This is a genomic window from Vibrio sp. Vb0667 (assembly GCF_033391095.1).
In genome coordinates this window covers 1-24623 of record NZ_JAWPOL010000040.1, presented here as the reverse complement: position 1 = coordinate 24623, position 24623 = coordinate 1, and the positions used below count along the sequence as shown (strand labels likewise).

The 24623-nt window shown below is 47.3% G+C and carries 24 protein-coding genes, 1 pseudogene and 1 riboswitch; of the genes and pseudogenes, 10 read left to right on the top strand and 15 right to left on the bottom strand.

Translation table 11 applies throughout. The annotated features are described in order from the left end of the window. Positions 1 to 52 precede the first annotated feature (52 nt). Together R8269_RS21565 and R8269_RS21560 are read left to right on the top strand one after the other, a co-directional pair. Positions 53 to 1405, top strand: a complete 1353-nt coding sequence (locus R8269_RS21565) for a GntP family permease (RefSeq protein ID WP_017634362.1) — start codon at positions 53 to 55, stop codon at positions 1403 to 1405. A gap of 16 nt (positions 1406 to 1421) precedes the next feature. Next, the gene (locus R8269_RS21560; protein WP_215810143.1) at positions 1422 to 2558 is read left to right on the top strand and encodes a glycerate kinase; all 1137 of its coding nucleotides are present in this window, start codon (positions 1422 to 1424) and stop codon (positions 2556 to 2558) included. A 95-nt stretch (positions 2559 to 2653) separates the two neighbouring features. On the opposite strand, the gene R8269_RS21555 is transcribed toward R8269_RS21560, so the two are convergent. After that, positions 2654 to 4090, bottom strand: a complete 1437-nt coding sequence (locus R8269_RS21555) for a PLP-dependent aminotransferase family protein (protein ID WP_258476641.1) — start codon at positions 4088 to 4090, stop codon at positions 2654 to 2656. Between the two features lie 92 nt (positions 4091 to 4182). Here R8269_RS21555 and R8269_RS21550 point away from each other — a divergent pair, with 92 nt between their 5' ends. From R8269_RS21550 to R8269_RS21540, 3 genes are all read left to right on the top strand, one after another. Continuing rightward, entirely contained in the window at positions 4183 to 5082 is a 900-nt protein-coding gene (locus tag R8269_RS21550; protein WP_017634359.1) for a DMT family transporter, read from the top strand. 66 nt (positions 5083 to 5148) lie between these two features. Beyond that, a complete protein-coding gene (locus R8269_RS21545) occupies positions 5149 to 5436 on the top strand; it encodes a hypothetical protein (RefSeq protein WP_005374318.1) in 288 nt (95 codons plus the stop codon). Between the two features lie 216 nt (positions 5437 to 5652). Beyond that, positions 5653 to 6180, top strand: coding sequence for a hypothetical protein (locus R8269_RS21540; RefSeq protein WP_005374316.1), 528 nt, complete (start codon positions 5653 to 5655; stop codon positions 6178 to 6180). A gap of 37 nt (positions 6181 to 6217) precedes the next feature. Here the strand turns inward: R8269_RS21540 and R8269_RS21535 are convergent, their stop codons facing one another. The 5 genes from R8269_RS21535 to R8269_RS21515 all read right to left on the bottom strand — a co-directional run bounded on the left by R8269_RS21535 (position 6218) and on the right by R8269_RS21515 (position 9094). Next, on the bottom strand, positions 6218 to 6745 hold the full coding sequence (locus tag R8269_RS21535) for a GNAT family N-acetyltransferase (RefSeq protein ID WP_005374314.1): 528 nt from the start codon (positions 6743 to 6745) through the stop codon (positions 6218 to 6220). Between the two features lie 33 nt (positions 6746 to 6778). Continuing rightward, on the bottom strand, positions 6779 to 7246 hold the full coding sequence (locus R8269_RS21530) for an HAD family hydrolase (protein ID WP_042522353.1): 468 nt from the start codon (positions 7244 to 7246) through the stop codon (positions 6779 to 6781). Positions 7247 to 7365: 119 nt separating this feature from the next. Beyond that, positions 7366 to 7836 (bottom strand): GNAT family N-acetyltransferase, encoded by a 471-nt coding sequence (locus tag R8269_RS21525; RefSeq protein WP_005374310.1) that lies wholly within the window; start codon positions 7834 to 7836, stop codon positions 7366 to 7368. 1 nt (position 7837) lies between these two features. Beyond that, on the bottom strand, positions 7838 to 8569 hold the full coding sequence (locus tag R8269_RS21520; RefSeq protein WP_005383319.1) for a glucose 1-dehydrogenase: 732 nt from the start codon (positions 8567 to 8569) through the stop codon (positions 7838 to 7840). 9 nt (positions 8570 to 8578) lie between these two features. Next, entirely contained in the window at positions 8579 to 9094 is a 516-nt protein-coding gene (locus tag R8269_RS21515) for a GNAT family N-acetyltransferase (RefSeq protein ID WP_054575246.1), read from the bottom strand. Between the two features lie 270 nt (positions 9095 to 9364). Here R8269_RS21515 and R8269_RS21510 point away from each other — a divergent pair, with 270 nt between their 5' ends. Together R8269_RS21510 and R8269_RS21505 are read left to right on the top strand one after the other, a co-directional pair. Next, positions 9365 to 10459: a NapC/NirT family cytochrome c gene (locus R8269_RS21510; RefSeq protein ID WP_053304006.1), complete on the top strand. Its 1095-nt coding sequence runs from the start codon at positions 9365 to 9367 to the stop codon at positions 10457 to 10459. Between the two features lie 22 nt (positions 10460 to 10481). Further along, entirely contained in the window at positions 10482 to 12929 is a 2448-nt protein-coding gene (locus tag R8269_RS21505; protein ID WP_054575245.1) for a trimethylamine-N-oxide reductase 2, read from the top strand. Positions 12930 to 12998: 69 nt separating this feature from the next. On the opposite strand, the gene R8269_RS21500 is transcribed toward R8269_RS21505, so the two are convergent. The 8 genes and pseudogenes from R8269_RS21500 to thiD form a co-directional block, all read right to left on the bottom strand. Continuing rightward, positions 12999 to 13724 (bottom strand): phosphatase PAP2 family protein, encoded by a 726-nt coding sequence (locus R8269_RS21500; RefSeq protein WP_025768774.1) that lies wholly within the window; start codon positions 13722 to 13724, stop codon positions 12999 to 13001. A gap of 182 nt (positions 13725 to 13906) precedes the next feature. Further along, positions 13907 to 14521, bottom strand: coding sequence for a thiamine phosphate synthase (gene thiE, locus R8269_RS21495; protein WP_054575244.1), 615 nt, complete (start codon positions 14519 to 14521; stop codon positions 13907 to 13909). Between the two features lie 63 nt (positions 14522 to 14584). Next, the gene (thiM, locus tag R8269_RS21490; protein ID WP_054575243.1) at positions 14585 to 15376 is read right to left on the bottom strand and encodes a hydroxyethylthiazole kinase; all 792 of its coding nucleotides are present in this window, start codon (positions 15374 to 15376) and stop codon (positions 14585 to 14587) included. A gap of 12 nt (positions 15377 to 15388) precedes the next feature. Next, a complete protein-coding gene (gene tenA / locus R8269_RS21485; RefSeq protein WP_054575242.1) occupies positions 15389 to 16057 on the bottom strand; it encodes a thiaminase II in 669 nt (222 codons plus the stop codon). Between the two features lie 54 nt (positions 16058 to 16111). Beyond that, entirely contained in the window at positions 16112 to 17062 is a 951-nt protein-coding gene (locus tag R8269_RS21480) for an ABC transporter substrate-binding protein (RefSeq protein WP_054575241.1), read from the bottom strand. Positions 17063 to 17109: 47 nt separating this feature from the next. After that, positions 17110 to 17835 (bottom strand): annotated as a pseudogene (locus tag R8269_RS21475) (ABC transporter permease); the annotation flags it as partial. A 67-nt stretch (positions 17836 to 17902) separates the two neighbouring features. Beyond that, the gene (locus R8269_RS21470) at positions 17903 to 18658 is read right to left on the bottom strand and encodes an ABC transporter ATP-binding protein (RefSeq protein ID WP_054575239.1); all 756 of its coding nucleotides are present in this window, start codon (positions 18656 to 18658) and stop codon (positions 17903 to 17905) included. Further along, positions 18648 to 19505 (bottom strand): bifunctional hydroxymethylpyrimidine kinase/phosphomethylpyrimidine kinase, encoded by an 858-nt coding sequence (gene thiD, locus R8269_RS21465; protein ID WP_005383329.1) that lies wholly within the window; start codon positions 19503 to 19505, stop codon positions 18648 to 18650. The genes R8269_RS21470 and thiD overlap by 11 nt, the downstream gene beginning before the upstream one ends. A 97-nt stretch (positions 19506 to 19602) precedes the next feature. Further along, a riboswitch (TPP riboswitch) is annotated at positions 19603 to 19710 on the bottom strand. A gap of 311 nt (positions 19711 to 20021) precedes the next feature. Between thiD and R8269_RS21460 the strand changes: the two genes are divergently transcribed. Together R8269_RS21460 and R8269_RS21455 are read left to right on the top strand one after the other, a co-directional pair. Then, positions 20022 to 21407, top strand: a complete 1386-nt coding sequence (locus R8269_RS21460; protein WP_054575238.1) for a TldD/PmbA family protein — start codon at positions 20022 to 20024, stop codon at positions 21405 to 21407. Continuing rightward, complete coding sequence (locus R8269_RS21455) at positions 21407 to 22750, top strand: TldD/PmbA family protein (protein WP_053304013.1); 1344 nt, start codon at positions 21407 to 21409, stop codon at positions 22748 to 22750. Before R8269_RS21460 ends, R8269_RS21455 begins: the two co-directional genes overlap by 1 nt. A gap of 77 nt (positions 22751 to 22827) precedes the next feature. Here the strand turns inward: R8269_RS21455 and trmY are convergent, their stop codons facing one another. Beyond that, positions 22828 to 23427: a tRNA (pseudouridine(54)-N(1))-methyltransferase TrmY gene (gene trmY / locus R8269_RS21450; RefSeq protein ID WP_005374282.1), complete on the bottom strand. Its 600-nt coding sequence runs from the start codon at positions 23425 to 23427 to the stop codon at positions 22828 to 22830. 160 nt (positions 23428 to 23587) lie between these two features. Here trmY and R8269_RS21445 point away from each other — a divergent pair, with 160 nt between their 5' ends. Further along, positions 23588 to 24112 carry a DUF3087 domain-containing protein gene (locus R8269_RS21445; protein WP_238972336.1) on the top strand — a complete coding sequence of 175 codons (525 nt, stop codon included), beginning with the start codon at positions 23588 to 23590 and terminating at the stop codon, positions 24110 to 24112. The last annotated feature ends 511 nt before the right edge of the window (positions 24113 to 24623 follow it).

Genomic DNA, 24623 nt, shown 5'->3' with positions numbered 1-24623 from the left:
TGAGTGAGCCAACACGGACTCGCTCAGCAAAATAAGAATAAATGGAGTTATCATGAACCTTATATTAATCCTGCTCGGGGTGATCGCATTTATTGTGCTCACGACCACCAAATTCAAATTACATCCCTTTTTAGCGCTGATCATCGCGGCGTTCCTTGCGGCATTTGCTTACGGCTTACCGGCAGATAGCATTGCCAAAACCATTGCTTCTGGCTTTGGCGGCATCCTTGGTTACATTGGTTTGGTTATCGTTTTAGGTACCATCATTGGTGTTATTTTGGAAAAAAGTGGTGCGGCGATCACCATGGCCGATACGGTCATCAAAGTGTTGGGTGAGCGTTTCCCAACATTGACCATGAGTATCATAGGTTACATCGTTTCTGTTCCGGTATTTTGTGATTCAGGCTTTGTCATTCTGAACTCGCTCAAAGAATCGCTCGCGAAGCGTTTAAAAACCTCAAGCGTTGCGATGAGTGTGGCGTTGGCAACTGGCCTATACGCAACGCACACGTTTGTGCCGCCAACTCCTGGCCCGATTGCCGCTGCGGGTAACTTAGGCCTGGAATCTAACCTTGGTTTAGTGATTGGTGTGGGTGTGTTTGTTGCAGCGGTTGCGGCGTTAGCGGGGATGTTGTGGGCGAACCGATTTCAACATGTTGAACCAGATGGCATTGAAGCCGCAGAAGAAATTCAGCAAGACTGGCAAGCACTCAAAGCGTCTTACGGCAAATTGCCAACGGCGAGCCAAGCATTCGCTCCTATTTTTGTTCCTATCTTATTGATCTGTTTTGGCTCTATCGCGAAATTCCCAAGCCTACCGCTGGGCGAAGGTTTTGTGTTTGATGTTCTGACTTTCTTAGGACAGCCACTAACGGCATTGGTGATTGGCCTGTTCCTTTCTGTTCGCCTACTCAAGTCAGACAACAAGATTGAAGAATTTGGCGAGCGAATCAGCCAAGGTATTACGGCTGCTGCGCCTATTCTTTTGATTACCGGTGCGGGTGGTGCTTTTGGCGCGGTATTAAAAGCAACGCCGCTAGGTGAATACTTAGGTACGACGCTATCGGCGCTGGGCGTGGGTATTTTCATGCCATTTATCGTTGCGGCTGCGCTAAAGTCGGCGCAAGGTTCGTCAACGGTTGCACTGGTGACCACATCGGCTTTGGTTGCGCCTATGCTTACGCAATTGGGGCTCGATTCAGAAATGGGCCGCGTATTAACGGTGATGGCGATCGGTGCTGGTGCGATGACGGTTTCTCATGCAAACGACAGTTTCTTCTGGGTAGTTTCGCAGTTTAGCCGCATGTCGGTGGGCTTAGCGTACCGCGCGCAAACCATGGCTACGCTCGTTCAAGGTGTCACGGCAATGGCATTGGTGTACATTTTGAGCCTCGTTCTCTTATAAGTCTCTGGAAATACGTATGAAAGTGGTAATTGCACCTGATTCATTTAAAGAAAGCTTAACCGCCAAACAAGTGAGCGAGGCGATCAAAACGGGTCTTGCTCGCGTATGGCATGATGCCGAGTTTGTTACGGTTCCGGTCGCAGACGGTGGCGAAGGCACGGTTCAGTCTTTGATAGATGCAACTCAAGGCGAACAAGTCTTCACAACGGTGACCGCGCCATTAGGGAATGATGTTGAAGCGTTTTATGGCATCCTCGGCGACGGCGAAACCGCGGTTATTGAAATGGCGGAGGCCAGTGGTCTGCACCTTGTGCCGAGTGATGCTCGCGACCCAAAACTGACCAGTAGCATTGGTACTGGACAGCTGATCAAACACGCGCTAGATAGAGGTATTCAACGCTTAATCATTGGTTTGGGCGGCAGCGCTACCAATGATGGTGGCGTGGGCATGTTGACCGCGTTGGGGGTGGCGTTTCTTGATGAGTCTGGTCATGCAATTACCCCAAATGGAGGCGGGTTAGCGGCGCTTGCGTCCATCGATATTTCTGGTCTTGACCCTCGTTTAGCAACTTGCGAAGTGTTGGTAGCGTGCGATGTTGATAACCCACTCTGTGGTGACAAAGGCGCGTCGGCTATCTTTGGCCCTCAAAAGGGAGCGACCGTATCAGACGTCACTCTGCTCGATAACGCATTGCGCAAGTTTGGCGAGTTGACGGAACAAGCGACGGGTAAGCATGTACTGACTCGTGAAGGGGCGGGTGCTGCTGGTGGTATGGGAGCGGCCTTGCTCGGGTACACGCCAGCACGTTTGCAACCGGGAATTCAGATTGTGCTAGAAACGGTTAAGCTTGCTCAGTATGTTGCGGATGCGGATATCGTATTCACAGGCGAGGGTCGTATCGATCATCAAACCGCACATGGCAAAACGCCGATGGGCGTTGCTCAGGTCGCCAAGCAGTGTAATTTACCAGTCATTGCATTAGCAGGCTGTGTGGGCGACAACTATCAGGCGGTTTATGAGTGCGGAATTGATGCGGTGTTTGCTTGTGTACCAAGGGCGATGAGCTTATCTGAGGCCATGAAAGAGGCTGACGTCAACGTTGCCAATTTAGCCGAAAACGTCGCGAGAATGTGGCAAATTAAGTTGCACTGAGGGCGATAACGATACGAGAAAACTCCACCTTTGCGTGGAGTTTTTTGTTGTTACCTGTTTGTGTGTGTGGCATAAGTTCATTTAGTAAGAGCGAGTTAACAGGCATGCTTTGCTATCAATTTTGCCAGTGTTTGCATCGCGTGACTCCAATCGGTTTCATGACCAAAGTTTGCCACGCTGAGGCGTACGCAATGCCGATATTGCCCTTGAGTGCCAAATACGGTGCCGGGAAGTAGGCTGATTCTGTGCTTATTGCATGCTTGATACAACGCATAGCTGTCCGTGTCTTCGGGCAGTCGCAACCAAAGTAAGAACGAGCCTTGTACGGCGTTGATCTGGTATCGATTTTTTAGAGGTTCGTATTCATCCAAGTATTGATGAAGCATCTGGATAAATCGTCGCATGTTGTTTAGATAAACCCGACCCATTCGCGCAGTATGCGTTCGATACTTGCCTGACGTTAGAAACGTTGCCACGGCGGATTGCATCAGGTTCAAACTGCCCATGTTCTCACACAGTAGATATTGTTCAATTTGGTCTCGATATCGCCCCGCCAACATCCAACCAATTCTCAAACGCGAATCGAGCGTTTTGGATAACGAATTCACGTAAATTACGCGTTGCTTGTCATCGAGCAATCTCAAGCTTGGCAATGGCTTATCATAACTTAACCCGCCAAACACATCGTCTTCGATAATAGGAATATTGCCGGACGCCAATAGTAATTGTTGACGCTTTTCTAGCGGCATCATGGCACCAGTTGGATTGGTGAAGTTTGGCGTTACGATGATCGCTTTTATGTCCCATGTCGCCATTGCTTTTGCTAAGGCTTCGGGGCACATACCGTCGCGTGGGCAACTCGGAATTTCCACCACTTTGAGGCCGAGTGATTCTAGCATCAATAAGTTGCCAAAATAGCAAGGGGACTCCACCGCGACGATATCGCCTTTTTGTGTCGTTGCGCGCAGCGCTAGGCTAATGGCTTGTTGCGCGCCGTGCGTCACCATGATCTCATCCAACTTGGCTGGCGTGCCCAAATCTTGTGTGATTTTCGCTAGTTGTTTGATTAAGAGGTGATCACCGGGTGGTAATTGGTAATGGCTCGGTACATGCGTTTGCTGCCGGCTGTGGCGGCCGATCTCGGCGTACAAGCTTTTGATCGCGGGGGAGTCAATGTTTGGGTGGGCAGAACCGGTAGGCAAACGCTCTTGGTATTCAGGATAAGTAAGGATTTCTTTGCAGATCGAGAGCAAATCCACGCGAGTCGGATCCGGAATTGAGCGAGAGGTCGGCAAGGCGACTTTAACTCGATAACCCGATTTGGGAACCGAGTAAACCAAGTTTTGTGCTTCCAGCTCTTGATACGCACGAATCACGGTATTTTTACTGACGTTTAATTCTTGGCTCAACGAGCGAATGGAGGGCAGTCGATCATCCGCCTGATAAACGCCACCATTGATGGCTTGTTTGAGGTGTTTTTCCACCACGAGGTACTTATTCCCTTCACCGCTTCCCAATAAATCTGTACCCATAAAAACACTTCCATCTGTCACTTTTTGAAAACACTGTACCTAATTACATTAGCAGTATCTCAAAACATAAAACAAGCGTGAGTGAGGCGATCATGTTAATCCGAGCCATCCCTTTTGTATTTGTCATCCTTTGGGCTTCTGGATTCGTTGGTGCGCGTTTTGGTTTGCAATATGCCGAGCCAGCGACACTACTTTCTATCCGTATGGCATTCAATGTCTTACTGTTTTTGGTTCTTGTGGCGGTATTGCGTAGAAGGTTGCCGACAGGAAAAGATTTTTGGCACAGCTGTGTAGTTGGTGCGTTGATCCACGGTTTCTATCTGGGCGGTACTTATTTCGCTATCGCCTTGGGTATGCCTGCTGGGTTGAGTTCGTTGTTGGTGGGTATTCAACCGATTTTAACCGCGGCTTTGCTGGTGGCGTTTGTTCGTGAGGAGTTTAAGCCCTCGCAATGGCTGGGTTTGGCTCTTGGTTTTGTCGGTATCGCTATGGTGTTGATGGGCAAAATGGAGTGGCAATCCGAGCAGCATAAAGTGCTGGCTATTGGTTTGTGTTTATTGGCTTTGGTTGGTATCACGCTAGGGACGCTTTATCAGAAAAAACATTGCCAACAAGTGGATATGGTGGGTGGTGCGACGGTGCAATATTTGGCCGCGCTCGTCATGTTTCTGCCCGTTGCGATGCAGTTTGAAACCATGCAAGTGCAGTGGGAACTGGAGTTTATTTTGACTGTGTTGTGGTTGGTCGTCGTGCTCTCTTGTGTAGCTATTCTACTGCTGCTGTACATGGTTAAGAACGGTGCTGCATCGAGCGTAGCTTCTGTATTCTACCTGGTGCCGCCAACGACGGCGATTCAGGCTTGGCTCGCGTTTGGAGAGTCATTTGATTGGATGGGGATTTCTGGTTTCGTACTGGCAGCTACGGCGGTGTATTTGGTGGTTAAAAAGCCGGATCTGACGATAAAGAAATCGATTCAAACAGAATATACCTAAATTGGGTAGGGACATTTGCGTATCAGTGGGTACAATCTGCTTCATCTTAATCCGTGGAGCAGAATGATGAAGGTAAAGCCAGATCGAATGACCGCCATGCGTAGCATCATCGAGCAAGTAAAAGCGGAACTACCAATTTATGAACCAGAAACGTTTGTATGTGGACCAGAAGGGCAGTGCATTGGCTGTCCGAAGAAATTGTTGGAAATGGTCGATTCAGAAGTCACTTATTGGGAGTCAGCCATGGAGCGCGGCATTGTTCCGCAGTTCGATGAGATTCGTCGTTTTGGCAAAATGTGCACGAATGTTCGTCGTGGTCTGGTGCGAAATAATGTGCCTTTACTCAGTAACTAGAGAGTAAAAACCGTCTAATATCTGACACATAGCGTCGTTTTGTTACACTGCTCTTTGGCTGCTGTTCTCAAGTTTGAGTGGTGTTTGTCTCTTCTTACCCCTTAAGCCTTTAATCGTAAGAAATTGGCGATATATTGGCTCGGTCTCACATGGATGTGGGGCTATTGTCTTGGGCTAGTTGAGATAAGAAACGTGAAATCAAATGGATTTACGCTGATGGAAATCACCATAGTGCTTACCACTTTGGCTTTCATCGCATTAGCTGCTTTACCAGTACTACTCGATATTCATCGCCAAGCATACGCTGCGATGCTGCACAGTTCTCAGTCTTCTTTGGGTACGGCTCTCAAATTCTTTCATGCTCAATCAGTGATTGATAACGCTTACGGCCAAGAGCACGTTCACTACATTGACCGACATGTCAAAACACGCAAAGGCATGCCAGAAGCGAGTGCCGATAGTATTCGAGCTTTGTTAGAAATCGATCTACCAGCCAGAGGTTATTCGAAAATTGACGTGCCGTGCAAAGGCAGTGATTTTTGCATCATCGGTCAGCAGCACCCAAACAGTGCTCATTTTGTCGCTATTCCTGATTATCAGTTCTTAGATAAATCGGGTGTTGATCGCGTGGTGTACATTTGGCCGCAAGGTTACACACTGGCAGAAGAAGCATGCTATTTCTACTACGTGAATCAAGCCTCTAACGATTCAATTGTTCGAGGGTATGTGACTCAAGGGTGTTAATCCCGAATAAGTGTTGCGAACAACGGTTATCGTGAGTCTACAAATCGGGGTTTTTCGAAGGGCTTTGCGCTTTATACAATACCATTTTTTGACTCATCAAGACTTTACCATTTGGCAAGGTCACTTCCCCAAGTTCCCCCTGATGTTCAAATCCAAACCGTTCATATAAAGCAATCGCTGGTGTGTTGGTTGTGTATACGTAGAGTGCGATTTGGTCGTAACCAAATTCCCAACCACGTGCGATCGCGACTGCCAATAGTTTCCGCCCCAATCCTTTGCCTCGGTAGTTTTTGTCGATGTGAATACCAAGAATACCGACGCGAAGGCGTTGCCCTCTTTCGTAACCGCACATCTCAGCTGGGTAGATTTCAACACTACCGATAAGTTTTTGGCGGTCAAACGCGACAAACTGAGGGATGGACTCGTTTTCCACACGTTGCAGGATTCTGCGAAGCGTTGCGTTATCGGGTGCAGGAGAAATCAAAAATTCCCCTTCGGAGTACACTCGATTCCACAGCGCGGTGAAGCGCGCGATATCGCTCACCTTGATGGATCTGATTTGCATTCATCTTCCTTGATTAGTGCAGGTTAGTAACGGTTAGGGGATAAGCTCAGATAAACAACGAATTTGGTTAGGAATGGCTTCGGCTGGTGCATCAGCGCCCGTTGGGTTAAACCAAATTGTGTTTACGCCCGCTTTCATCGCAGGGTAAATATCTTTGTGAGGTAAATCGCCAACCATGGTTATTCCACTCACGTTAACCCCTAACTGTTTTGCGATGGCGAGATAAAACTCAGGTTGGTGTTTAGCGATACCGAGGTTGGCAAAACAAAAATAGCCATTTAAGTATTGGTCTAAGTCGACGCGAACAAATGCACGCTGAACCTCTTCCATGTTGGAATCAGATGCACTGGTCGCAATGTAGATGGGATGATTTTGGGAAAGTATTGCCAGTGTTTTTCTGGCTTGAGGAACTGCTTCTACGTGTTCCCAATCGCACATTTTTCCTTGTGCGTGAGGGAAATCTACCATCAAGGTGTTCCCCCAATCGAAAAGATAAATCATGTTCGAATCTCCTTATCCGCACATCATATCGTCTTTTTCTAAAATCAGGGGGGTAAATTGCATCGATAAATGCGATTTAGGTGGGTTTAGTCGTGAAAAGCGCTTAATTGTCTTTATCGTTACAAATGTTTCAGCATAATGCGTGAGTTAGTTTTAAAACCTTGATTATCGTAAAAGCGCTGTGCTGGCTGATTGAATTCCATCACTTCCAATCGAACTTGTGTGGCATTGGCATCGCGCGCCCATTGCTCACAGGCTTGGAGCAGTTGGCGGCCGATTCCTTGCTGCTTTTGCGCTTCATCGACAACAATTGTTCCCACGCGACAAATTGGGTCTTTGATCAGAAAACTGACGGTGTCGTTTTGGGTGATCATCGCGGTTAAGAAGCCGAGAATTTGCTGTTCGCGTTCGGCAATCAAAAAGAGTCGCTCTTTGTTCTCTAGTGCTTGTGCAAGAAATTCACGGTCAGCTTCTGAAGGCGCAACAAAGGCTTCTGGCGCATTCGCAAAATGCAGTGAATTAATTTGAAAATTAAGCTGAAAAATTCCGTCTAAATCATCGGGAATCGCTTGTCGGATATGGACTTGCATTCTATCTGCCCCCTGCAATATCGATAAATGATCCTGTGACATAAGAGGCTTCGTCACTTAATAGCCAAGCGATCGCATTTGCCACTTCTTCTACCGTGCCACCGCGTTTAAGAGGAATTTGAGGGCTGAGTCTATCTACTCGGTTTGGTTCTCCGCCGTCGGCATGCATATCAGTGTAAATGAAACCAGGTCGAACGCCATTGACGCGAATATTGCGCTCTGCCAACTCTAGCGAGAGCCCTTTAGTTAAGGTATCCATCGCGCCCTTTGATGTGGCGTAATCGACATACTCAAATGGCGCGCCTGAGCGCGACGCTCCAGAGGAGACATTCACAATTGCACCGCCTGCACTGAATCGCTTCGCCGCTTCTCGACAGCAGAGAAAACAGCTATTCACATTGGTGTTCATTACTTTCTGAAAGCGTTCCAAGCTGATTTCTGACAAAGGCGATTGAGTAAATAGGATGCCAACGTTGTTGACCAAGTGCGTCACTGCACCAAATTCACGTTCTGTTTCATCAAACAAGGAGAGCACTTGCTTCTCATCGGCTACGTCTGCGGCGATGGCAATCGCTTTGCCACCGTTTGCTTGTATTTCTGCCACAACTTGGTCGGCGGCCTCTTGCTGAGTGCGGTAATTAACGCAAACGCGATAGCCTTGCTCGGCCAGCTTTTTCGCCGCTGCGGCTCCAATGCCTCGGCTTGCGCCGGTAATGATGACTACTTTATTCAAAATACGTCCTTATTTTTGTAGTGAGTAGATTTTATCGGCGTAGGGTTTGCCACCAATTTGGTATGCGTCTGGAATGACCTCAATGAGTTCGAAACCACATTTTATCAGGACACGTTCTGACGCAATATTGCCTTCAGTGACCGTCGCGGAAAAGTGGTTGATGTTATGTGTCGAGGTTGCCCAGTATAGAAGCGCTTGAAGAGTTTCTGTTCCAAACTGTTGGTCATGAAATTCCGGCAAAAGTAAGTAACCTACCTCTGCCTTACCGTTTTCAATAGCAAAGCCAGTGATGCCGATGGGTTGTTCAGATTGCTTATCGAGTATTACAAGGCAAAGCCAATGCTGGCAATTTGGGGTCCATGGTAATAATCGCGAAGCAAATTTTTCTCTTATTTCTGTTTCGCTGGGACGATCGAAACAGAGCGCAATAACCTCTTGTTCGGAGAGTAATCGTTGAAAGAGTTCCCAGTCACTGGCTTTGATGGGTCTTAATTGGCTTCTGTGCGTCTCGATATAAACTGACATGCGTGTCCTTACTGCATCAATGTGGAGATTCAGTCTCTCATCCTCTTATCTGTTTAATCAAATAGTTGCATTCATAAAAGTGATTTATGTGGTGAATAGTTGGCTGGGTAATGGATTATTGCCATATATTCATCTTTGAGATGCAAATAACAAAATTTCATACTTGAGGCATACAGAGCAACACGGAAATGATGTGGATCAAGAGAGGACTACCCATAAAGTAGTAACTTGCGACCTATAATTACATTTTATTTGGAAGTGTTGCTAATTATGTCAATAAAAAAACGATATGTTGCACTGCTGGTTGCTGCCGGCATTGGTGTGGGCTGGTTAACTTTGGGGGGGAGTGCGGTAGTAATGCATTACACCTCAGATACTGAATTTTGTCTCTCGTGCCACTCTATGGAAACCCCTTACAAAGAGTACCAAGGCTCAGTGCACTTCAGTAATGCGAAAGGCATTCGCGCGGAATGTTCTGACTGTCATATTCCTCAAGAACCAATGGATTACCTGATCACCAAAATTCGCGCGTCGAAAGATATCTACCATGAATTTGTGACAGGTAAGATCGACACGCCAGAGAAATATGAAGCACATCGTAAAGATATGGCTGAAACGGTATGGGCTCAGTTCCGTGAAAATGATTCAGCGACGTGTCGTTCGTGTCATGATTTCGATGCAATGGAAGAGTTTGAGCAATCACGTGATGCGGCGAAGATGCACGCTTACGCGAAAGCAAACGATCAAACGTGTATCGATTGTCATAAAGGTGTGGCGCACTTTGCACCAGAAGCAGAGCTAGACAGCAAGGCATTTGAAACGTTGATGAGCTTCACCACAAAAACATCACCTGGTGCCAAAGTCGTTTACCCTGTGACTGAAATCGCAATGGGTGAGATGGGTAAAATTAACCCAACGACGAAGTTGGAAGTAATCAGCTCTGAAGGCGACAACCGCACTGTTAAGTTGAACGCATTCCAAATGAAAGGCGCAGAGCAAGTGCTTTACATGGGAGAAGGTCAACGTGCCATCGTAGCAACGCTAACAGAGCAAGGCCAACAAGCGCTTGAAACTGGTGAATTTGAGGCAGATGTTTACGGCAACGAATGGCGCGCGGTTTCTCTAACTGGCGCTATTGATTCTCCAGTTGTTGACACGCTTGAACCAGTATGGTCATACGCAGAAGAGTTGGACAACGTTTACTGTGCAACTTGTCACGCGAAAATTCCTTCAAATCACTTCACAGTGAATGCATGGGGACCGGTAGCGAAAAGTATGGGTGATCGAACTGATATTTCAGCCGAGAACCTAGAAATTCTAACCAAGTTCTTCCAGCACCACGCGAAAGATGTGGTTGGTCACTAACGATAAATAGAAGGATAAGATTATGACTAATATGACCCGTCGCGGATTTCTAAAAGGCACTGGTATGGCGGCTGGTGCAATGGCATTCACTTCATTTGCACCTATGTCTGTTGCGTCTTCAAACCAGCGTGGCAAGGGCATTTTGACAGCGGGCCGCATGGGCCCAATGCTGTGTGAAGTGCAAGACGGTAAGCTGGTTTCAACCACGAACGCATTGCCACAAACGGTACCAAACAGCCTACAAAGCACCGGTCCTGACCAAGTGCACACTAAAGCGCGTGTTAAGTACCCAATGGTTCGCAAAGGTTACTTGGCAAACCCATCAGCTCCCGAAGGAGTTCGTGGCAGCGATGAATTTGTACGGGTGTCTTGGGATGAAGCTTACAAGCTGATACACGAGCAGCACATGCGCATTCGTAAAGAATATGGCCCGGCTTCTGTGTTTGCTGGTTCTTACGGCTGGCGTTCAAGTGGCGTGCTGCACAAAGCACAAACCTTGCTGCAACGTTACATGAGCATGGCGGGTGGCTATTCAGGCCACTTGGGTGACTACTCAACGGGTGCTGCGCAGGTCATCATGCCGCACGTTGTGGGCTCTATCGAAGTATACGAGCAGCAAACCACGTACCCAGTGGTACTAGAGTACAGCGATGTGGTTGTGCTTTGGGGCTTAAACCCGATCAACACTCTAAAAATCGCGTGGAGCTCAACAGACTGTGCTGGTCTTGAATTCTTCCATCAATTGAAAAAATCAGGCAAGACGGTTATTGCGATTGACCCTATTCGTTCTGAAACCATTGAATTCTTTGGCGAGAATGCGGAGTGGATTGCTCCTCACCCAATGACCGACGTGGCAATGATGATGGGTATCGCACACACCTTGGTGAAACAAGGTAAGCACGATAAAGCCTTCCTCGATAAATACACCGCAGGTTACGACAAGTTTGAAGCGTACCTGATGGGCGAAGAAGACGGCGTAGAAAAATCAGCAGAATGGGCATCACAAATCTGTGGCGTACCTGCGAAGCAACTTGAGCTACTGGCTGACATCTTCAGTAAAAACCGCACCATGCTGATGGCGGGTTGGGGCATGCAGCGCCAACAATACGGTGAGCAGCGTCACTGGATGCTGGTTACACTGGCAACGATGTTGGGTCAAATCGGTTTACCGGGCGGTGGTTTTGGTTTCTCTTATCACTACTCAAACGGTGGTAACCCTGCTCGTGATGCTGGCGTACTTCCTGCGATTTCGGCATCGCTGGGTGGCGGCTCTTCTGCGGGGAACGACTGGGCGGTGTCTGGCGCGGTGCAAAGCTTCCCTGTGGCGCGTATTGTCGAGGCGTTGGAAAACCCAGGTCAATCCTACCATCATAACGGTCATGAACTGACGTTCCCGGACATCAAGATGATTTGGTGGGCAGGTGGTGCGAACTTTACTCACCACCAAGACACCAACCGTCTGATCAAAGCGTGGCAAAAGCCTGAGCTGATCGTGATTTCAGAGCCTTACTGGACGGCGGCTGCGAAGCACGCGGACATTGTTCTGCCAATCACCACATCGTTCGAGCGTAACGACTTAACGATGACGGGTGACTACAGTAACCAACACTTGGTGCCAATGAAGCAAGTGGTTGAGCCGCAAGGTGAAGCGCGTAATGACTTCGATGTATTCGCGGACATGGCAGAGATGCTAGCTCCGGGTGGCCGTGACGTATACACCGAAGGCAAAACCGAAATGGAATGGCTGTACGGCTTCTACAAGGCGGCGCAACAAGGTGGCCGTGGCTCTCGCGTAGCAATGCCGAACTTCAGCAAGTTCTGGGAAGATAACCAACTGATCGAGATGAAGTGGAACGAGAAGAACGCACAGTTTGTTCGTTACGCAGATTTCCGTGAAGACCCGATCATGAATCCACTCGGTACACCAAGTGGTAAGATCGAAATCTTCTCGAAAACCATTGAAGGCTATCAGTTGGAAGACTGTCCTCCACATCCAACGTGGATGGCACCAACCGAGTACACGGGTACTGCGAAAGATGGCGAGTTGCAGCTAATGACCGCGCACGCAGCGCATCGTCTACACAGCCAATTCAACTACGCGAAGATTCGCGAAGAGTACGCAATTGCAAACCGTGAACCTATTTGGATTCACCCTGAAGATGCGAAAGCGCGTGGTATTAAAACGGGCGATCTAGTTCGTGCGTTTAACAACCGTGGCCAAGTATTGGTTGGTGCAGAAGTGACTGACCGAATCAAGCAAGGTTCAGTGTGTATTCATGAAGGCGGTTGGCCGGATTTGGATCCTAAAACCGGCATTTGTAAGAACGGCGGTTGTAACGTGTTAACGTTGGATATTCCGACCTCTCGACTTGCAAACGGCTGTGCGGCGAACTCGGCACTGGTTCGTATTGAAAAATACACTGGCCCAGAATTAGAACTAACAGCGTTTGAACCACCAAGAAATGGCTAGAAAAAAGTAGCGATTGAAAGCAAGAAGCCAGCGAATCGCTGGCTTCTTTTTATCTAGTCATCGTTCACATTAGCGCGAAGCGAGAGAAACAAACGGCATCTGTTTCTTAATCTGAAATGTCGGGAGTAAAGTAAATACAATCGCGACAAACAAGACCGAGCCTATTAAATCTTCAGGGCGATGCATGCCCAGCCATAAGCGGCTATATGCGACGCTCATTCCCCACATCCACAATGACAGTGCAGAGATATAGCACTTGTTCTGTAAGAACAAACCACCAAAGAAAGCCAAACAAATCGAAACGAAAATCGTATGGCCGGATGGGAAAGAATAGTCTTTCTCGCCTTGCCAATGGCGCGTTCGCCAATCACTGACGTGTTCAGAAATCTGGTTAATTACGTTGGCTTGCTGCTTTGTATCCAACTGATAAAACGCTTCTGGGTGCTCAATCAATTGCTCTGCAGCAAGCAGTTCGGCGTAGGGACGCGGGCTTTCTGTCATCAGTTTTAGCCCCGTTTTGCTGGCAAAACCAATCACCAGTAACAACCCTAACATTGAGAGTTTTTGTATCCACTCAATGCGACTTGGTTTAAAGCGAAATAAAGAAAGCAGTAGCAGTGTTAACGTAATTAAAAAACCTTTGCTACCAGCAGAATCTGTGAGCAAAGTAAAAGTAATACCCAGACTTTCAGGCACCTGTGAAGTGAGATTGTGATAAGAGCCAAACAGCGACATTGGGATGATGCCAAGAACAAACAAGGCGAGCATCATCAATCCATATTTTTTGGTTTTCATTGAGAGCGTTTTGTTTTTATTGAGGGTTATTCAACCACGTGAAAATAAGGGGCTTATCTTACGTTATCTGGCGTGAAAAACTTATCAACGCTCTGTCAATTTGACGAGAGAATGAAGGTTGAGTGATGAATTGATGACATTTATCCGGAGGGTAAAGGCGCTCATCCTTAAGCGTTGGGGCCTTAATCCATCAGAGAAAGTAAGTACTCTGCTGCTTTGGTTGGGTTTTCTGCATGACAAATGGCAGAAACCAAAGCCAAACCATGCACACCTGTCGCACTCAGGGCAGGAATGTTGGTTTCGTTGATGCCACCAATCGCGACGATTGGTAAGGGCGTGGTGTTCAGCGCCATCTTCAAACCATCAATACCCCAATGTTTTTTGGTGTTGGTTTTGGTTGGCGTCGCGAAGATCGCGCTCAAACCGATGTAATCAATCGGCAGAGAGTCCGCTTCTGCAAGCTGCTCTTCATTTTCGATGGATAAGCCGAGGATTTTGTTTGGTCCAATCAACTCACGAGCGATAGTTGCGGGCATGTCTGATTGCCCGAGGTGAACCCCATCAGCATCGACAGCCAGTGCGACATCTACGCGGTCATTGATGATCAAAGGAACATCGGTATCTTTAAGGATGTCTTTGACGGCTTGAGCACGTTCGATAAACGCACGCACATCGCCGTGTTTTTCGCGGACTTGTACCATGGTCACGCCACCTTCCACGGCTTTTCTCACGACACGTTTTAGTGTGGCTAAATCTTGTTGGTCGTCGGTGACCAAATACAAACGATAGGCGTTCATTGTGTTTCCTTTCGCCTCCCACTTTCGTTGGAGTGAGAGGCGTTTAAAGCATTGAGAAGCGATTTATCTCACTTGTAATTTAAGGCGTGTTGCCAGTGTTTCTTCATCCAGTTGGTAAAGCTCATCCAAAAGATGCATTTGCAAGCTACCTGGCCCTCGCGCTTGCTCAGCCGCAATTTCACCCACAACGCCAAGCACCGCTGCCGCAGCAAGGCCCGTTTCGTCGCCGATTGCTGCGAAAGCGCCAGTCAGTGCCGTTAGTGTGCAGCCCATGCCCGTTACGTAAGGCATCATCTCGTGACCATTATTCAGCTGGACGGTTTGCTCTTTTGTCACGATGTAGTCAGTTTCGCCGGAGATCACCACGCTCGCTCCGTATTCTTCAACTAAGAAGTGAGCCGCCCCAAGGGCTGCATCACTACTGTCGAGTGCATCTACACCTTTGCTTTGTGCTTGCTCACCAGCGAGAGCAATGCTTTCGGACGCATTACCACGAATGATTAACTTGTTTGCAAGGCGTGCGATTTCACGTGATGTCTCTGTACGTAGTGAGCTTGCTCCGCAACCGACTGGGTCGAGTATAACGATTTTACCATTGGCATTGGCTTGCTCTACGGCATAGCTCATACGAGGTGTCCAAACGCTGTCTAAGGTACCAATGTTGATAACCAGTGAGCCCGCGAACGACATCATCTCTGCCATTTCCTGCTTGGAGTGCGCCATGATTGGAGAAGCGCCGATAGCCAATAGCGCGTTTGCCGTGTTGTTCATCACCACGTAGTTAGTGATGTTGACGACTAATGGCTTTTGCTGGCGTACTGCGGTTAATGCTTGGGTGATTTGTTCAATTAACATGAGACTCTCCGATTAATCTTGCTGAGCATTCAGACCTTGTTGCCAGAATGCTACTTCCATACGCGTTGCAGTTTTGAATACCTGAATCAGGTTTTGACCACGCTGACTATTGATGTCGATTTCCGCCAATAACTGGTTAAAGTGTTCTGCACCTTTTGCGACACCAGATTGGAACTCCTCACCACCGTAGAGATTAATCCAACTTGCGTATGGATTGCCTTCGATTACTGTCTTTTCATCTTCAATCAGCATCTTACCGATAACGGCATAACCGATAGAGCATGGCGCTAGTGCCGCGTATAGATCAACAAGATCGCCCGTCATGCCAGCATCCAATACATAACGGGTGTAAGCTACTGTGCCGAAATCTTCTGGCTCGTTTTCTAAGTTGGATTCCGTCAGTCCCCATTGCTCACAGTAAGTCACGTGGTGGGCGATTTCAGAATCTAGCAATGCATGTACGCTTGGTAGGGCACGGCGCATGTCATCCAAAGTACGCGCTTTGTAGATCGCTAATGCGTAAGCTCGTGCGTACTGTTTTAGGAAAAGAAAATCCTGTTTTAGGTAATGTAGAAAACAAGGCTGAGCCAGAGTGCCTTGCGCCAATTGCTGCACGAAAGCATGCTCAGTGTATTCTTGCCAATCTTGGTGGCAAGCGTCGATCAAATCTTGGTATTTCATTATGGGTACCTCGTTATCAAAAGACCCTAGGCTTAGATCCTAAGGCCAGTAGAATTAGTCAAAGCTCGGTACGTAATCTTTCGCTTTTGGCAGTGTTTCGATGATGTTTTGTGAATACATGAACTCGGCATAATCATCGTAGCGTTTCAGATCTACTGCAGATGGACGAAGAGCGAAACGAGTTAGTGTGTCATTCCAAGCGCGCTGGTTAAGCTCGTTGTTGAGGGTGTCTGGTGAATAAGCCACAAACTCTTTCCAAGATTCTTTTGGATGGTTAACGATGTAAGTGGTCGCTTGCTCCAGTGCTTTGTTGAATGCCTTGATGGCTTCTTTGTCGTAGGTTTTTGCATTGGCTACGAAGACTAACTCGTCATACGCTGGCACGCCGTGTTCTTCAGGGAAGAAGGCTTTAGCTTTATAACCTTCTAGTGCAAGTTGGTTGGTTTCGAAGTTACGTAGACCACCCCAAATCGCATCCACCTTGCCAGACGCAAGAGACGAAGATAGCGCCCAACCTACGTTGATGATTTGTACGTCAGAAAACTTCACATTCTCTTGAGCTAACATAGTGCCGATTGTTGCTTCTTCGTTGCCTGCGATCGCAATACCGATCTTCTTACCTTTTAAGTCGCCAAGGTTTTCATTCTTACCGTTGTCCAACACCATCAGCGTGTTGAGTGGCGTAGCAATCAAAGTCGCAGAGCGGATTAATGGCAAACCCGCCGCGACATCGATAGTTAGGCTTGGCTGGTAAGAAATCGCCATGTCGACCTTGCCAGCAGCGACCAACTTAGGTGGCGTACTTGGATCTGCAGGCTCTTGAATGTTGACCTTCAAACCTTGTTCTTTGAAGTAACCGCGCTCTTTGGCAATCACGATAGGACCATGGTTTGGATTGACGAACCAATCCAACATCAGTGTCATCTCTTTTTCAGCTGCAAGCACGTTGGTTGATACCACTGAAGCGAGTAGAGCAGCAGCGCTCACAAGTTTGTTTTTATTCACGGGGTTCTTCCTTTTCTTTCCCAATTTTCTTTGGTTATTTTCTGTAATTACTTGCTTTCCCAAGGGATGGCTTTTTTCAATAATTTATCGGTGATGAAGTAGAGTGAGATAGACAGCACGGCGAGGATAAACAGCGCCGCAAACATCTCGTCAATGATCATGCGAGCGTTAGCTTGGAGCATCAGATAACCCAAGCCTTCACTTGAACCTACCCACTCACCGACCACTGCTCCAATTGGCGCAATAACGACGGCAACACGAATACCTGAAGCTAACGTTGGTAGCGCGGCTGGCAATTGAATATGACGAAGTAGCTGCCATTTCGACGCGCCCATGGTCTTGGCAAGATCGAGGTAACCTGTTGGTGTATTGCGTAAGCCGTCATAGCAACATGTCGTGACGGGGAAAAAGATGATGATCGCTGCCATGACGACTTTCGATGCAATACCGTAACCCAGCCAAAGCATGAGCACTGGCGCGATGGCGAACACAGGGATCGCTTGGCTAGCAATCAGAATAGGCAGTAACCAACGCTTCAGCGGCTCAAACATCAGCATTTGCAATGCGAACAGCAAACCCATCGATAATCCAAGCGCCAAGCCAAGTAAGATCTCTTGCGCAGTAACCCAAGTATGTTTGAGCAGGATATCGTAACGAGTGACCAATCTATCCAGCACTTCAATTGGTGAAGGTAAGATGAAGCCTGGCATGTCGAATACCACCACAACCAACTGCCACAATCCCAAGATCACCGCAGTGCTGATTACCAAGCGCAGAGCTTGATGGGTCACGCGTTCTTTTTTACCAATACGTGCCGAAACGGAGTTGTACTGAGTCATATCACTCATAGTCTTTCTCCAATTGATCCAAAATCGCTTGTTGAAGCGCGGCGCACTCTCCATCGAGAACTCGTGGTGGCTTGGAATCCGGAACAACCAAGTGCTGAGCTTGCGCAGGCGTACCTTGCAGTACATAGAGTTGGTGAGCTAATCGCACCGCTTCTTGTGGGTCGTGGGTAATAAGAACAACGGTCTTATCTTTCAGTAATTCGGCAGACAAGGTCTGCAACTTATGGCGAGTAACCGCGTCCAACGCAGAGAAAGGCTCATCCATCAGAACCAGAGGCTTGTCTTGCATCAGAGTGCGAGCAAGGGCAACACGTTGTCTCATGCCGCCAGAGAGCTGAGTTGGCTTAGCATCCGCGTAATCGGCGAGTTTTACTTGGTTTAGTAAAGCCAGTGCACGTTGTCTATTTTGCTCTGGTGCTTGCTCTTGAGAAAATCGAGAACTGAGGCAGACGTTGTCTAACACATTCAACCACGGTAGCAATAAATCCTGCTGAGCCATGTAAGCGATACGGTCATGCAGTGCAGCGCCATCCGTTGTGATGAGTTCGCCATGCCAGTCAACTTGGTCATCCAGTAGGCCAGCTAAGTAACGCAATATTGTGGTTTTCCCGCAGCCACTTCGTCCGAGTAATACCGTCCATTTACCGACGGGAATGGTCATGTTCATTCCTGCTAAAGTCGGTGTTTGGCTATCTTTGTATCGCAGGCTAGCATCGGAAAGCTGAATGCCAATCGCGTTAGCGAACATAAGTATGACCCGCAAAAAAGTGGTTCACAGGGCCGTGACCTTTACCGACATCCAGTTCATCAGCGTGCGCGATAGCTTGGCTGATGTACTGCTTACCAAGGTGCACCGCTTTGTGCAGATTGTTGCCTTGGCCAAGATAAGACGCAATGGCGGAAGAAAGTGTACAGCCTGTGCCATGAGTGTTTTTGGTTGGAAATCGCTTGGCGCTAATTAACTCGGCACTGTCTTGCATGATAAGCAGATCGTTGCTGTTTTCATTTTCTTCAAGGTGACCTCCTTTGAGCAGAATAGCTTTGGCTCCAAGCGCACGAAGGTCGGTAATCATATCGTTCATTTCAGATTCTGATTGAGGCATTGGCTTACCCGTCAATGCTGCGCCTTCGGGTAGGTTAGGGGTAATGATGTCTGCGAGCGGAATCAATTCTTCTTTTAAAGTGCTGATTGCCGACTGTTCCAGTAATAGATCGCCGCTGGTGGCCACCATCACAGGGTCAATCACGAGGTGTTTTGGCTGGTATTGTTTAATTTTGTCTGCAACGACTTTGATGATGTTGGAATCTGCCAGCATGCCCACTTTGACTGCAACGATGTTGAGGTCGGTAAATACTGCATCAAGTTGGCTCTCTACATGGTCGAGAGGAATGGGGAAAATCGCAGAAACGCCTTGGGTATTTTGCGAAGTAATCGCCGTGATTACCGAGCAAGCAAAACTGCCGGTTGCGGACATCGCTTTGATGTCGGCTTGAATACCTGCACCGCCACCACTGTCTGAGCCCGCGATGGTCAATACGATAGGGGTAGGCAAGGCTGGCGTGTGATGTGAATGAGGTTGTGATTGCTGCGTCATGGTCGCTCCTACTACAAGACGTATAGGAACTGACTTTGACCGTTGCAGATAGATCGATTTTTCGATCGCTATCGCTTACCTAAGAGGGGCGACGAAAGGCAAAGTGTGCATAGTTCCCTACGTCAGTGCTAACTGAATCAGGTTCAACGGGTCTCGAATTTCGATCTCAGCCAACACTTGTCGTGTGGCCCCCCGACTATTTCGTTCGGATGATAGCAGGACCATTGCGGAAGGGATACGTTTTTTGAGCGTAATTATAATGAGTATTCAATTATGCGAGGTGAGTGATAAAGTAAGCACCTAAATGGTTTGCTGGGTGGAATTTACTAGTGCAACGCTCTGGTGAATGAGCAGAACCTGGAATATTTAATAAATAATCGTGGTCTCGTTAAGCAAGGATTAGCACAAAACAAGGTTAAAAAACTGTTAAAATTTAACGTGTTGCCAATTTAACTTTGTTGAACTTTTTCACAGTTAATTAGGAAGGCTAAGACGATCATCGAGCAAGGAGACTTCATGCTTAATTCTGTAACAGCGAAGTCAGTGATCGATCATGCACTCTTTTTGGGGGCTGATTTCGCTGAACTATTCGTTGAACATCACCAAACCAACACTGTCCAGATCGCATCTGGTGAAGTGGATAAGGTTAACTCGGGTATCGATTTTGGTATCGGTATTCGTCTTTTTTTCGGTCATAAGGTGCTTTACGGTTACACCAACAGCACAGATGAAGCCGAACTAAAGCGCGTAACCTCGCTGCTTGCTGCAAAAGACAAGCGTGAGCAAATCGCGTCAGCGGGTTCTTTGAATTTGAACCGCTACCCAATCCAACATGGTTGCCGCATGTCGCTAAGTAAGGATGCTAACCTAGATTCAAAAATCGCGTTTCTATTGAAAGTTGACCAAGCCGCACGTGCTGAGAGTGAGCATATCAGCCAGTTTATTGGCAGCGTTCTTCAGCGCGAGCAACAAGTGTCTATCTTCAACTCAGAAGGTCTACACGTTGACGATACTCGCCACTACATTCGTGTTGCTGGTAACACTGTCGCGCAAAAAGGTAATGAGCAGTCTTCTGGTATGGAAGGTCCTGGCGCTCTTGCTGGTTGGGAATTCAGTGAACAGCTTGATGCCAAAGAGCTAGGTCAAACTATCGCGCAGCAAGCGTTAGTAAAACTTGGCGCGGATGCTTGTCCATCGGGTGAAATGCCGGTGGTGATTGGTAACGGCTTTGGCGGCGTTATCTTCCATGAAGCATGTGGTCACTTGCTAGAAACCACTTCAGTTGCGAAGAAAGCATCAGTCTTCCACGACAAGATGGGCGAAATGGTTGCTCACACCGCAGTGAATGCAGTCGATGATGGCACCATGACCAACGAATGGGGCTCGATTCACATTGATGATGAAGGTATGAAGACTCAGCGCACTCAACTGATCAAAGACGGTAAGCTAACCAGCTTCATGGTCGATAAAATGGGTGGCATGAAGACAGGTTATGAGCCTACGGGTTCTGGTCGTCGTCAAAACTACAAGTTCGCACCAACCTCGCGCATGCGTAACACCTTTATCGAAGAGGGCGAGCATTCACTTAATGACATGCTGGCAGGCATCGAACGTGGTATCTATGCGAAGAAGATGGGCGGTGGCTCTGTTCAACCGGGTACGGGGGAGTTTAACTTTGCTGTTCGTGAAGCCTACCTCATTGAAAATGGCAAAATCACCAAGCCTCTGAAAACAGCAACGCTGATCAGCACGGGTCCAAAAGTGTTGAAAGAAATCAGCATGGTCGGCAAAGACATGGCGCTTGCGCCGGGCATGTGTGGTTCCGTGAGTGGTTCAGTACCAACAACTGTCGGTCAGCCAACGCTGAAAGTAGATAACATTCTGGTAGGAGGCGGTAACTAATGAGCCAAGAACAACAACTTCTTAATGCGGTTGATTACGTCCTATCAGAAGCAAAACGCCAAGGTGCAGAAGCGGACGTCATTGTAAACCGTAACAGTAGCTTTTCTTTGAAAGCGAACCAAGGAAAGCTGGATGAGTACAAAGTAAGCTCAAGCCAAGTTCTGGGTGTTCGTGTTGTGAAAGATGCGCGTGTTGCAACAAGCTATTCTGAGTCGTTAGAGCAACCAAGCTTGGATTTGATGCTGACCAACGCACTGCAAAGCGCTCGCTTTTCCAAGCAAGATGAACATCAGACGATTAGTTGCGTGAACAGTCAAATCGCGACTGATGTTGCTGAGATTGCGCAAGAAGATACAACTTCTGTTGACGAAAAAATCGAACTGTCTCTCGCTCTTGAGCAAGGCGTAGTGGCTCTGCCTCACGCCTCTAGCGCACCTTACAATGGTTACAGCGATGGCGAAACACAACTGATCATTGCCAATACTCAAGGCACATTGTGTCAACACTTCGAGCGCTCGTTCACTTGTTACGCGTATACCTTGTTTGAAAAAGACGGCAAACAGTCAATGGCGGGTAGAATGTCACTGGGTCGCCGTTTTGATGAGTTGAATCCAGCTTACTGTATCGAGGGTGGCTACAACCTTGCTCGCGATCTTCTTGAAGGCGCACCGGTTGCGACGGGTAACTACCCTGCTATCTTCCACATCAATGCGCTAGCAAGTTTATTCGGTGCTTTCGGCAGTGCTTTCTCTGGCGTAAGCGCGATGAAAGGCATTACGCCACTGGGTGACAAGCTTGGTCAACGTGTTGCGAGTGATTTAATTACCTTTACTGATACGGCTTACATGCCAAATGGTATGGCAATCGCAAGTTTTGATAGTGAAGGCTTTGCTACTCAAGACAATGTGATGATTGCTAATGGTGAGTTGAAAACCTTGCTACACAACAGCCAGACCGCAAGTTACTTGGGCGCAGTCTCGACAGCAAGTGCTGCTCGTGGTGCAAAATCGAGCCTAGACGTATCAGCAAATCACAAAGTGATTGCGACAGGTAACAGCAGTGCGTCAGAAGTAAAAGCGGGTGAGTACCTAGAGTTAGTCGAACTTCAAGGTGTCCATTCTGGGGCGGATGCAGTGAGTGGTGATTTCTCATTTGGTGCGAGTGGCTTCTTGTGCCGTGATGGTGAGCGCGTTCAACCAGTGCGTGGTATCACTGTAGCGGGTAACTTCTACAAGATGCTGCAAGAAGTTGAGGCAGTGGGTGATACTCAGCTAATTAACGATAGCCGAACTTTCTTCTCGCCAGACGTTCGTTTTGCTCGTTTGAGCATTGGTGGTAAGTAAACTTAGCATTACTATAGAAACAAAAAGAGGACTCAATGGAGTCCTCTTTCTTTTATCGAATGATTAACTCGCGAGAATTAAAATTCGCGAATGTCCAACTCATTGTGGATCAATACCACACACTGAGAAGCGAAAAGCATCTTAGGACCTAAGCTGATTTTCTCTGTGCCAAGGCGCTTCAAGCTGTTAAAAGACTTCTTCGGCATCGGAATATGGTCAGTTAGCAAGAAACATGGGTTTCCACCGATTTCTGCATCACGAACAAATTCGCCTTTTTTATCCAACATATATAGTTGGTGATCTTCTGCCAGTTCTTGCACTAGGCGTTCAAAACTGACGGTACGAACGGTGATACCAGGTTCGACTTCACGAAGTTGCTCTTTACCCATACCAACCGAAGCATCCAAAGCGCGAGCCACTGCTGCAATCAAAGTTGACTCATGGAAGCCGCCAATGTTGGTGATGTCGTTGGAGCGAATAGTAATGGTGCGTGAGAAATCTTTTGTGCTTTCCAAAACCAGGTGAACAACCACATCTTCACGGTGTGATTGAGCAACGAACATAGTGTTCATCATGGTATGAGCAAGAATCTCTGTATGCGCTTCATTACCAACACCTTCTAACAGTGCTTTGCTGGTGGTTGGCGCCGCGCGAGCTCGTAAAACAAAAGAGCGCATGAATTTAGCCTCTATATAGGAAGAGTGAATGCGCGGAAGTATATACCCAAGCAGGGAAGGGATGCGAGTTTAATAGCAAATGTGAACTTACTTACAAAGCTTCGATTGTGGAGCTGGGTGTGCTGGTTAGAATAGGAGGCAACCCTGTTAGGAGTGGTATATGGAAATCAAACAGATAAATAAAGACATTTATAAAAAGAAAGTAAACCTTGTGATTGGCGGTTTTGTTGCGTTGCTCGCCATCTCCTCTCTTGCCTTTAGTACCTTGTTGATTGTTTTGTTTGGCAACACTGAAGTCGTACCAGAACAATCAACGGGCAATTTCCATTGGAATTTGATTGGTGTCGTTCTCGCAGTTGCAACTTCCCTCTCTTTATTGAATCAAATTAAAACTCGACCATACATGGAAGAAGTGCTGTACGTTTGGAAACTCAAGCAGCTGCACAACAAGATCTTTCGTAAACTAAAAAGCATTAAAGCAGCCGCGAACAATGGCGATGTAAAAGCGCTGACGATACTTAAGTTCTACTATACGACTCAAAGTCAGGTGTTTGAGTTAGACAACAACACATTAACGATGAGCAGTGTAAATAAAGAATTAGAGGCAATTGAGCAAATCGAAGCGGCGAAGTCACTGGATCTTGATATCACAAGCTTTGAAGAGTCTTGGATTGACACATATTGATTGCCTATTTGCTACGTTAAGTTAACAACTAAGTGTTAAAAATAAGCGTTTGAGTGAGATTTCATCACTCGACGTTTTTTTTAAAGTTTTTTTCTAAAAAAGGGTTGCCAAGAAAAATCATCTCCCTATAATGCGCCTCCGTTGTCAGGGCAAAGCGGAAACGCAAAAGCAGTTGGCAATGAGGTGAAAGAAAAGCTTCTAAAAATTAATTTGAAAAAGTGTTTGACACTAAGAATTAATTCCTTAGAATACGCCTCCGCTTCGGTAGCAAAGCTTACGAAGCAAGCTCTTTAATAATATAGACCTATCAATCTGTGTGGGCACTCGTTGATGATGATCCAATTAGATACCTCGGTATCAAATTAGGTTTCAATGATACGAAGTGACCATTGAGTCGAAAGACTCAGCACAGTCAATTCAAACATTACTTATGTAATGTTCAGTATTCATTGAGCCGAACAAAATCTTAAATTGAAGAGTTTGATCATGGCTCAGATTGAACGCTGGCGGC

Bases quoted from the DNA above. Each gene is read 5' to 3' on its own strand.
- R8269_RS21565 (WP_017634362.1), top strand. From the start codon at position 53: ATGAACCTTATATTAATCCTGCTCGGGGTGATCGCATTTATTGTGCTC.
- R8269_RS21560 (WP_215810143.1), top strand. From the start codon at position 1,422: ATGAAAGTGGTAATTGCACCTGATTCATTTAAAGAAAGCTTAACCGCC.
- R8269_RS21555 (WP_258476641.1), bottom strand. From the start codon at position 4,090: ATGGGTACAGATTTATTGGGAAGCGGTGAAGGGAATAAGTACCTCGTG.
- R8269_RS21550 (WP_017634359.1), top strand. From the start codon at position 4,183: ATGTTAATCCGAGCCATCCCTTTTGTATTTGTCATCCTTTGGGCTTCT.
- R8269_RS21545 (WP_005374318.1), top strand. From the start codon at position 5,149: ATGAAGGTAAAGCCAGATCGAATGACCGCCATGCGTAGCATCATCGAG.
- R8269_RS21540 (WP_005374316.1), top strand. From the start codon at position 5,653: ATGGAAATCACCATAGTGCTTACCACTTTGGCTTTCATCGCATTAGCT.
- R8269_RS21535 (WP_005374314.1), bottom strand. From the start codon at position 6,745: ATGCAAATCAGATCCATCAAGGTGAGCGATATCGCGCGCTTCACCGCG.
- R8269_RS21530 (WP_042522353.1), bottom strand. From the start codon at position 7,246: ATGATTTATCTTTTCGATTGGGGGAACACCTTGATGGTAGATTTCCCT.
- R8269_RS21525 (WP_005374310.1), bottom strand. From the start codon at position 7,836: ATGCAAGTCCATATCCGACAAGCGATTCCCGATGATTTAGACGGAATT.
- R8269_RS21515 (WP_054575246.1), bottom strand. From the start codon at position 9,094: ATGTCAGTTTATATCGAGACGCACAGAAGCCAATTAAGACCCATCAAA.
- R8269_RS21510 (WP_053304006.1), top strand. From the start codon at position 9,365: ATGTCAATAAAAAAACGATATGTTGCACTGCTGGTTGCTGCCGGCATT.
- R8269_RS21505 (WP_054575245.1), top strand. From the start codon at position 10,482: ATGACTAATATGACCCGTCGCGGATTTCTAAAAGGCACTGGTATGGCG.
- R8269_RS21500 (WP_025768774.1), bottom strand. From the start codon at position 13,724: ATGAAAACCAAAAAATATGGATTGATGATGCTCGCCTTGTTTGTTCTT.
- thiE (WP_054575244.1), bottom strand. From the start codon at position 14,521: ATGAACGCCTATCGTTTGTATTTGGTCACCGACGACCAACAAGATTTA.
- thiM (WP_054575243.1), bottom strand. From the start codon at position 15,376: ATGTTAATTGAACAAATCACCCAAGCATTAACCGCAGTACGCCAGCAA.
- tenA (WP_054575242.1), bottom strand. From the start codon at position 16,057: ATGAAATACCAAGATTTGATCGACGCTTGCCACCAAGATTGGCAAGAA.
- R8269_RS21470 (WP_054575239.1), bottom strand. From the start codon at position 18,658: ATGTTCGCTAACGCGATTGGCATTCAGCTTTCCGATGCTAGCCTGCGA.
- thiD (WP_005383329.1), bottom strand. From the start codon at position 19,505: ATGACGCAGCAATCACAACCTCATTCACATCACACGCCAGCCTTGCCT.
- R8269_RS21460 (WP_054575238.1), top strand. From the start codon at position 20,022: ATGCTTAATTCTGTAACAGCGAAGTCAGTGATCGATCATGCACTCTTT.
- R8269_RS21455 (WP_053304013.1), top strand. From the start codon at position 21,407: ATGAGCCAAGAACAACAACTTCTTAATGCGGTTGATTACGTCCTATCA.
- trmY (WP_005374282.1), bottom strand. From the start codon at position 23,427: ATGCGCTCTTTTGTTTTACGAGCTCGCGCGGCGCCAACCACCAGCAAA.
- R8269_RS21445 (WP_238972336.1), top strand. From the start codon at position 23,588: ATGGAAATCAAACAGATAAATAAAGACATTTATAAAAAGAAAGTAAAC.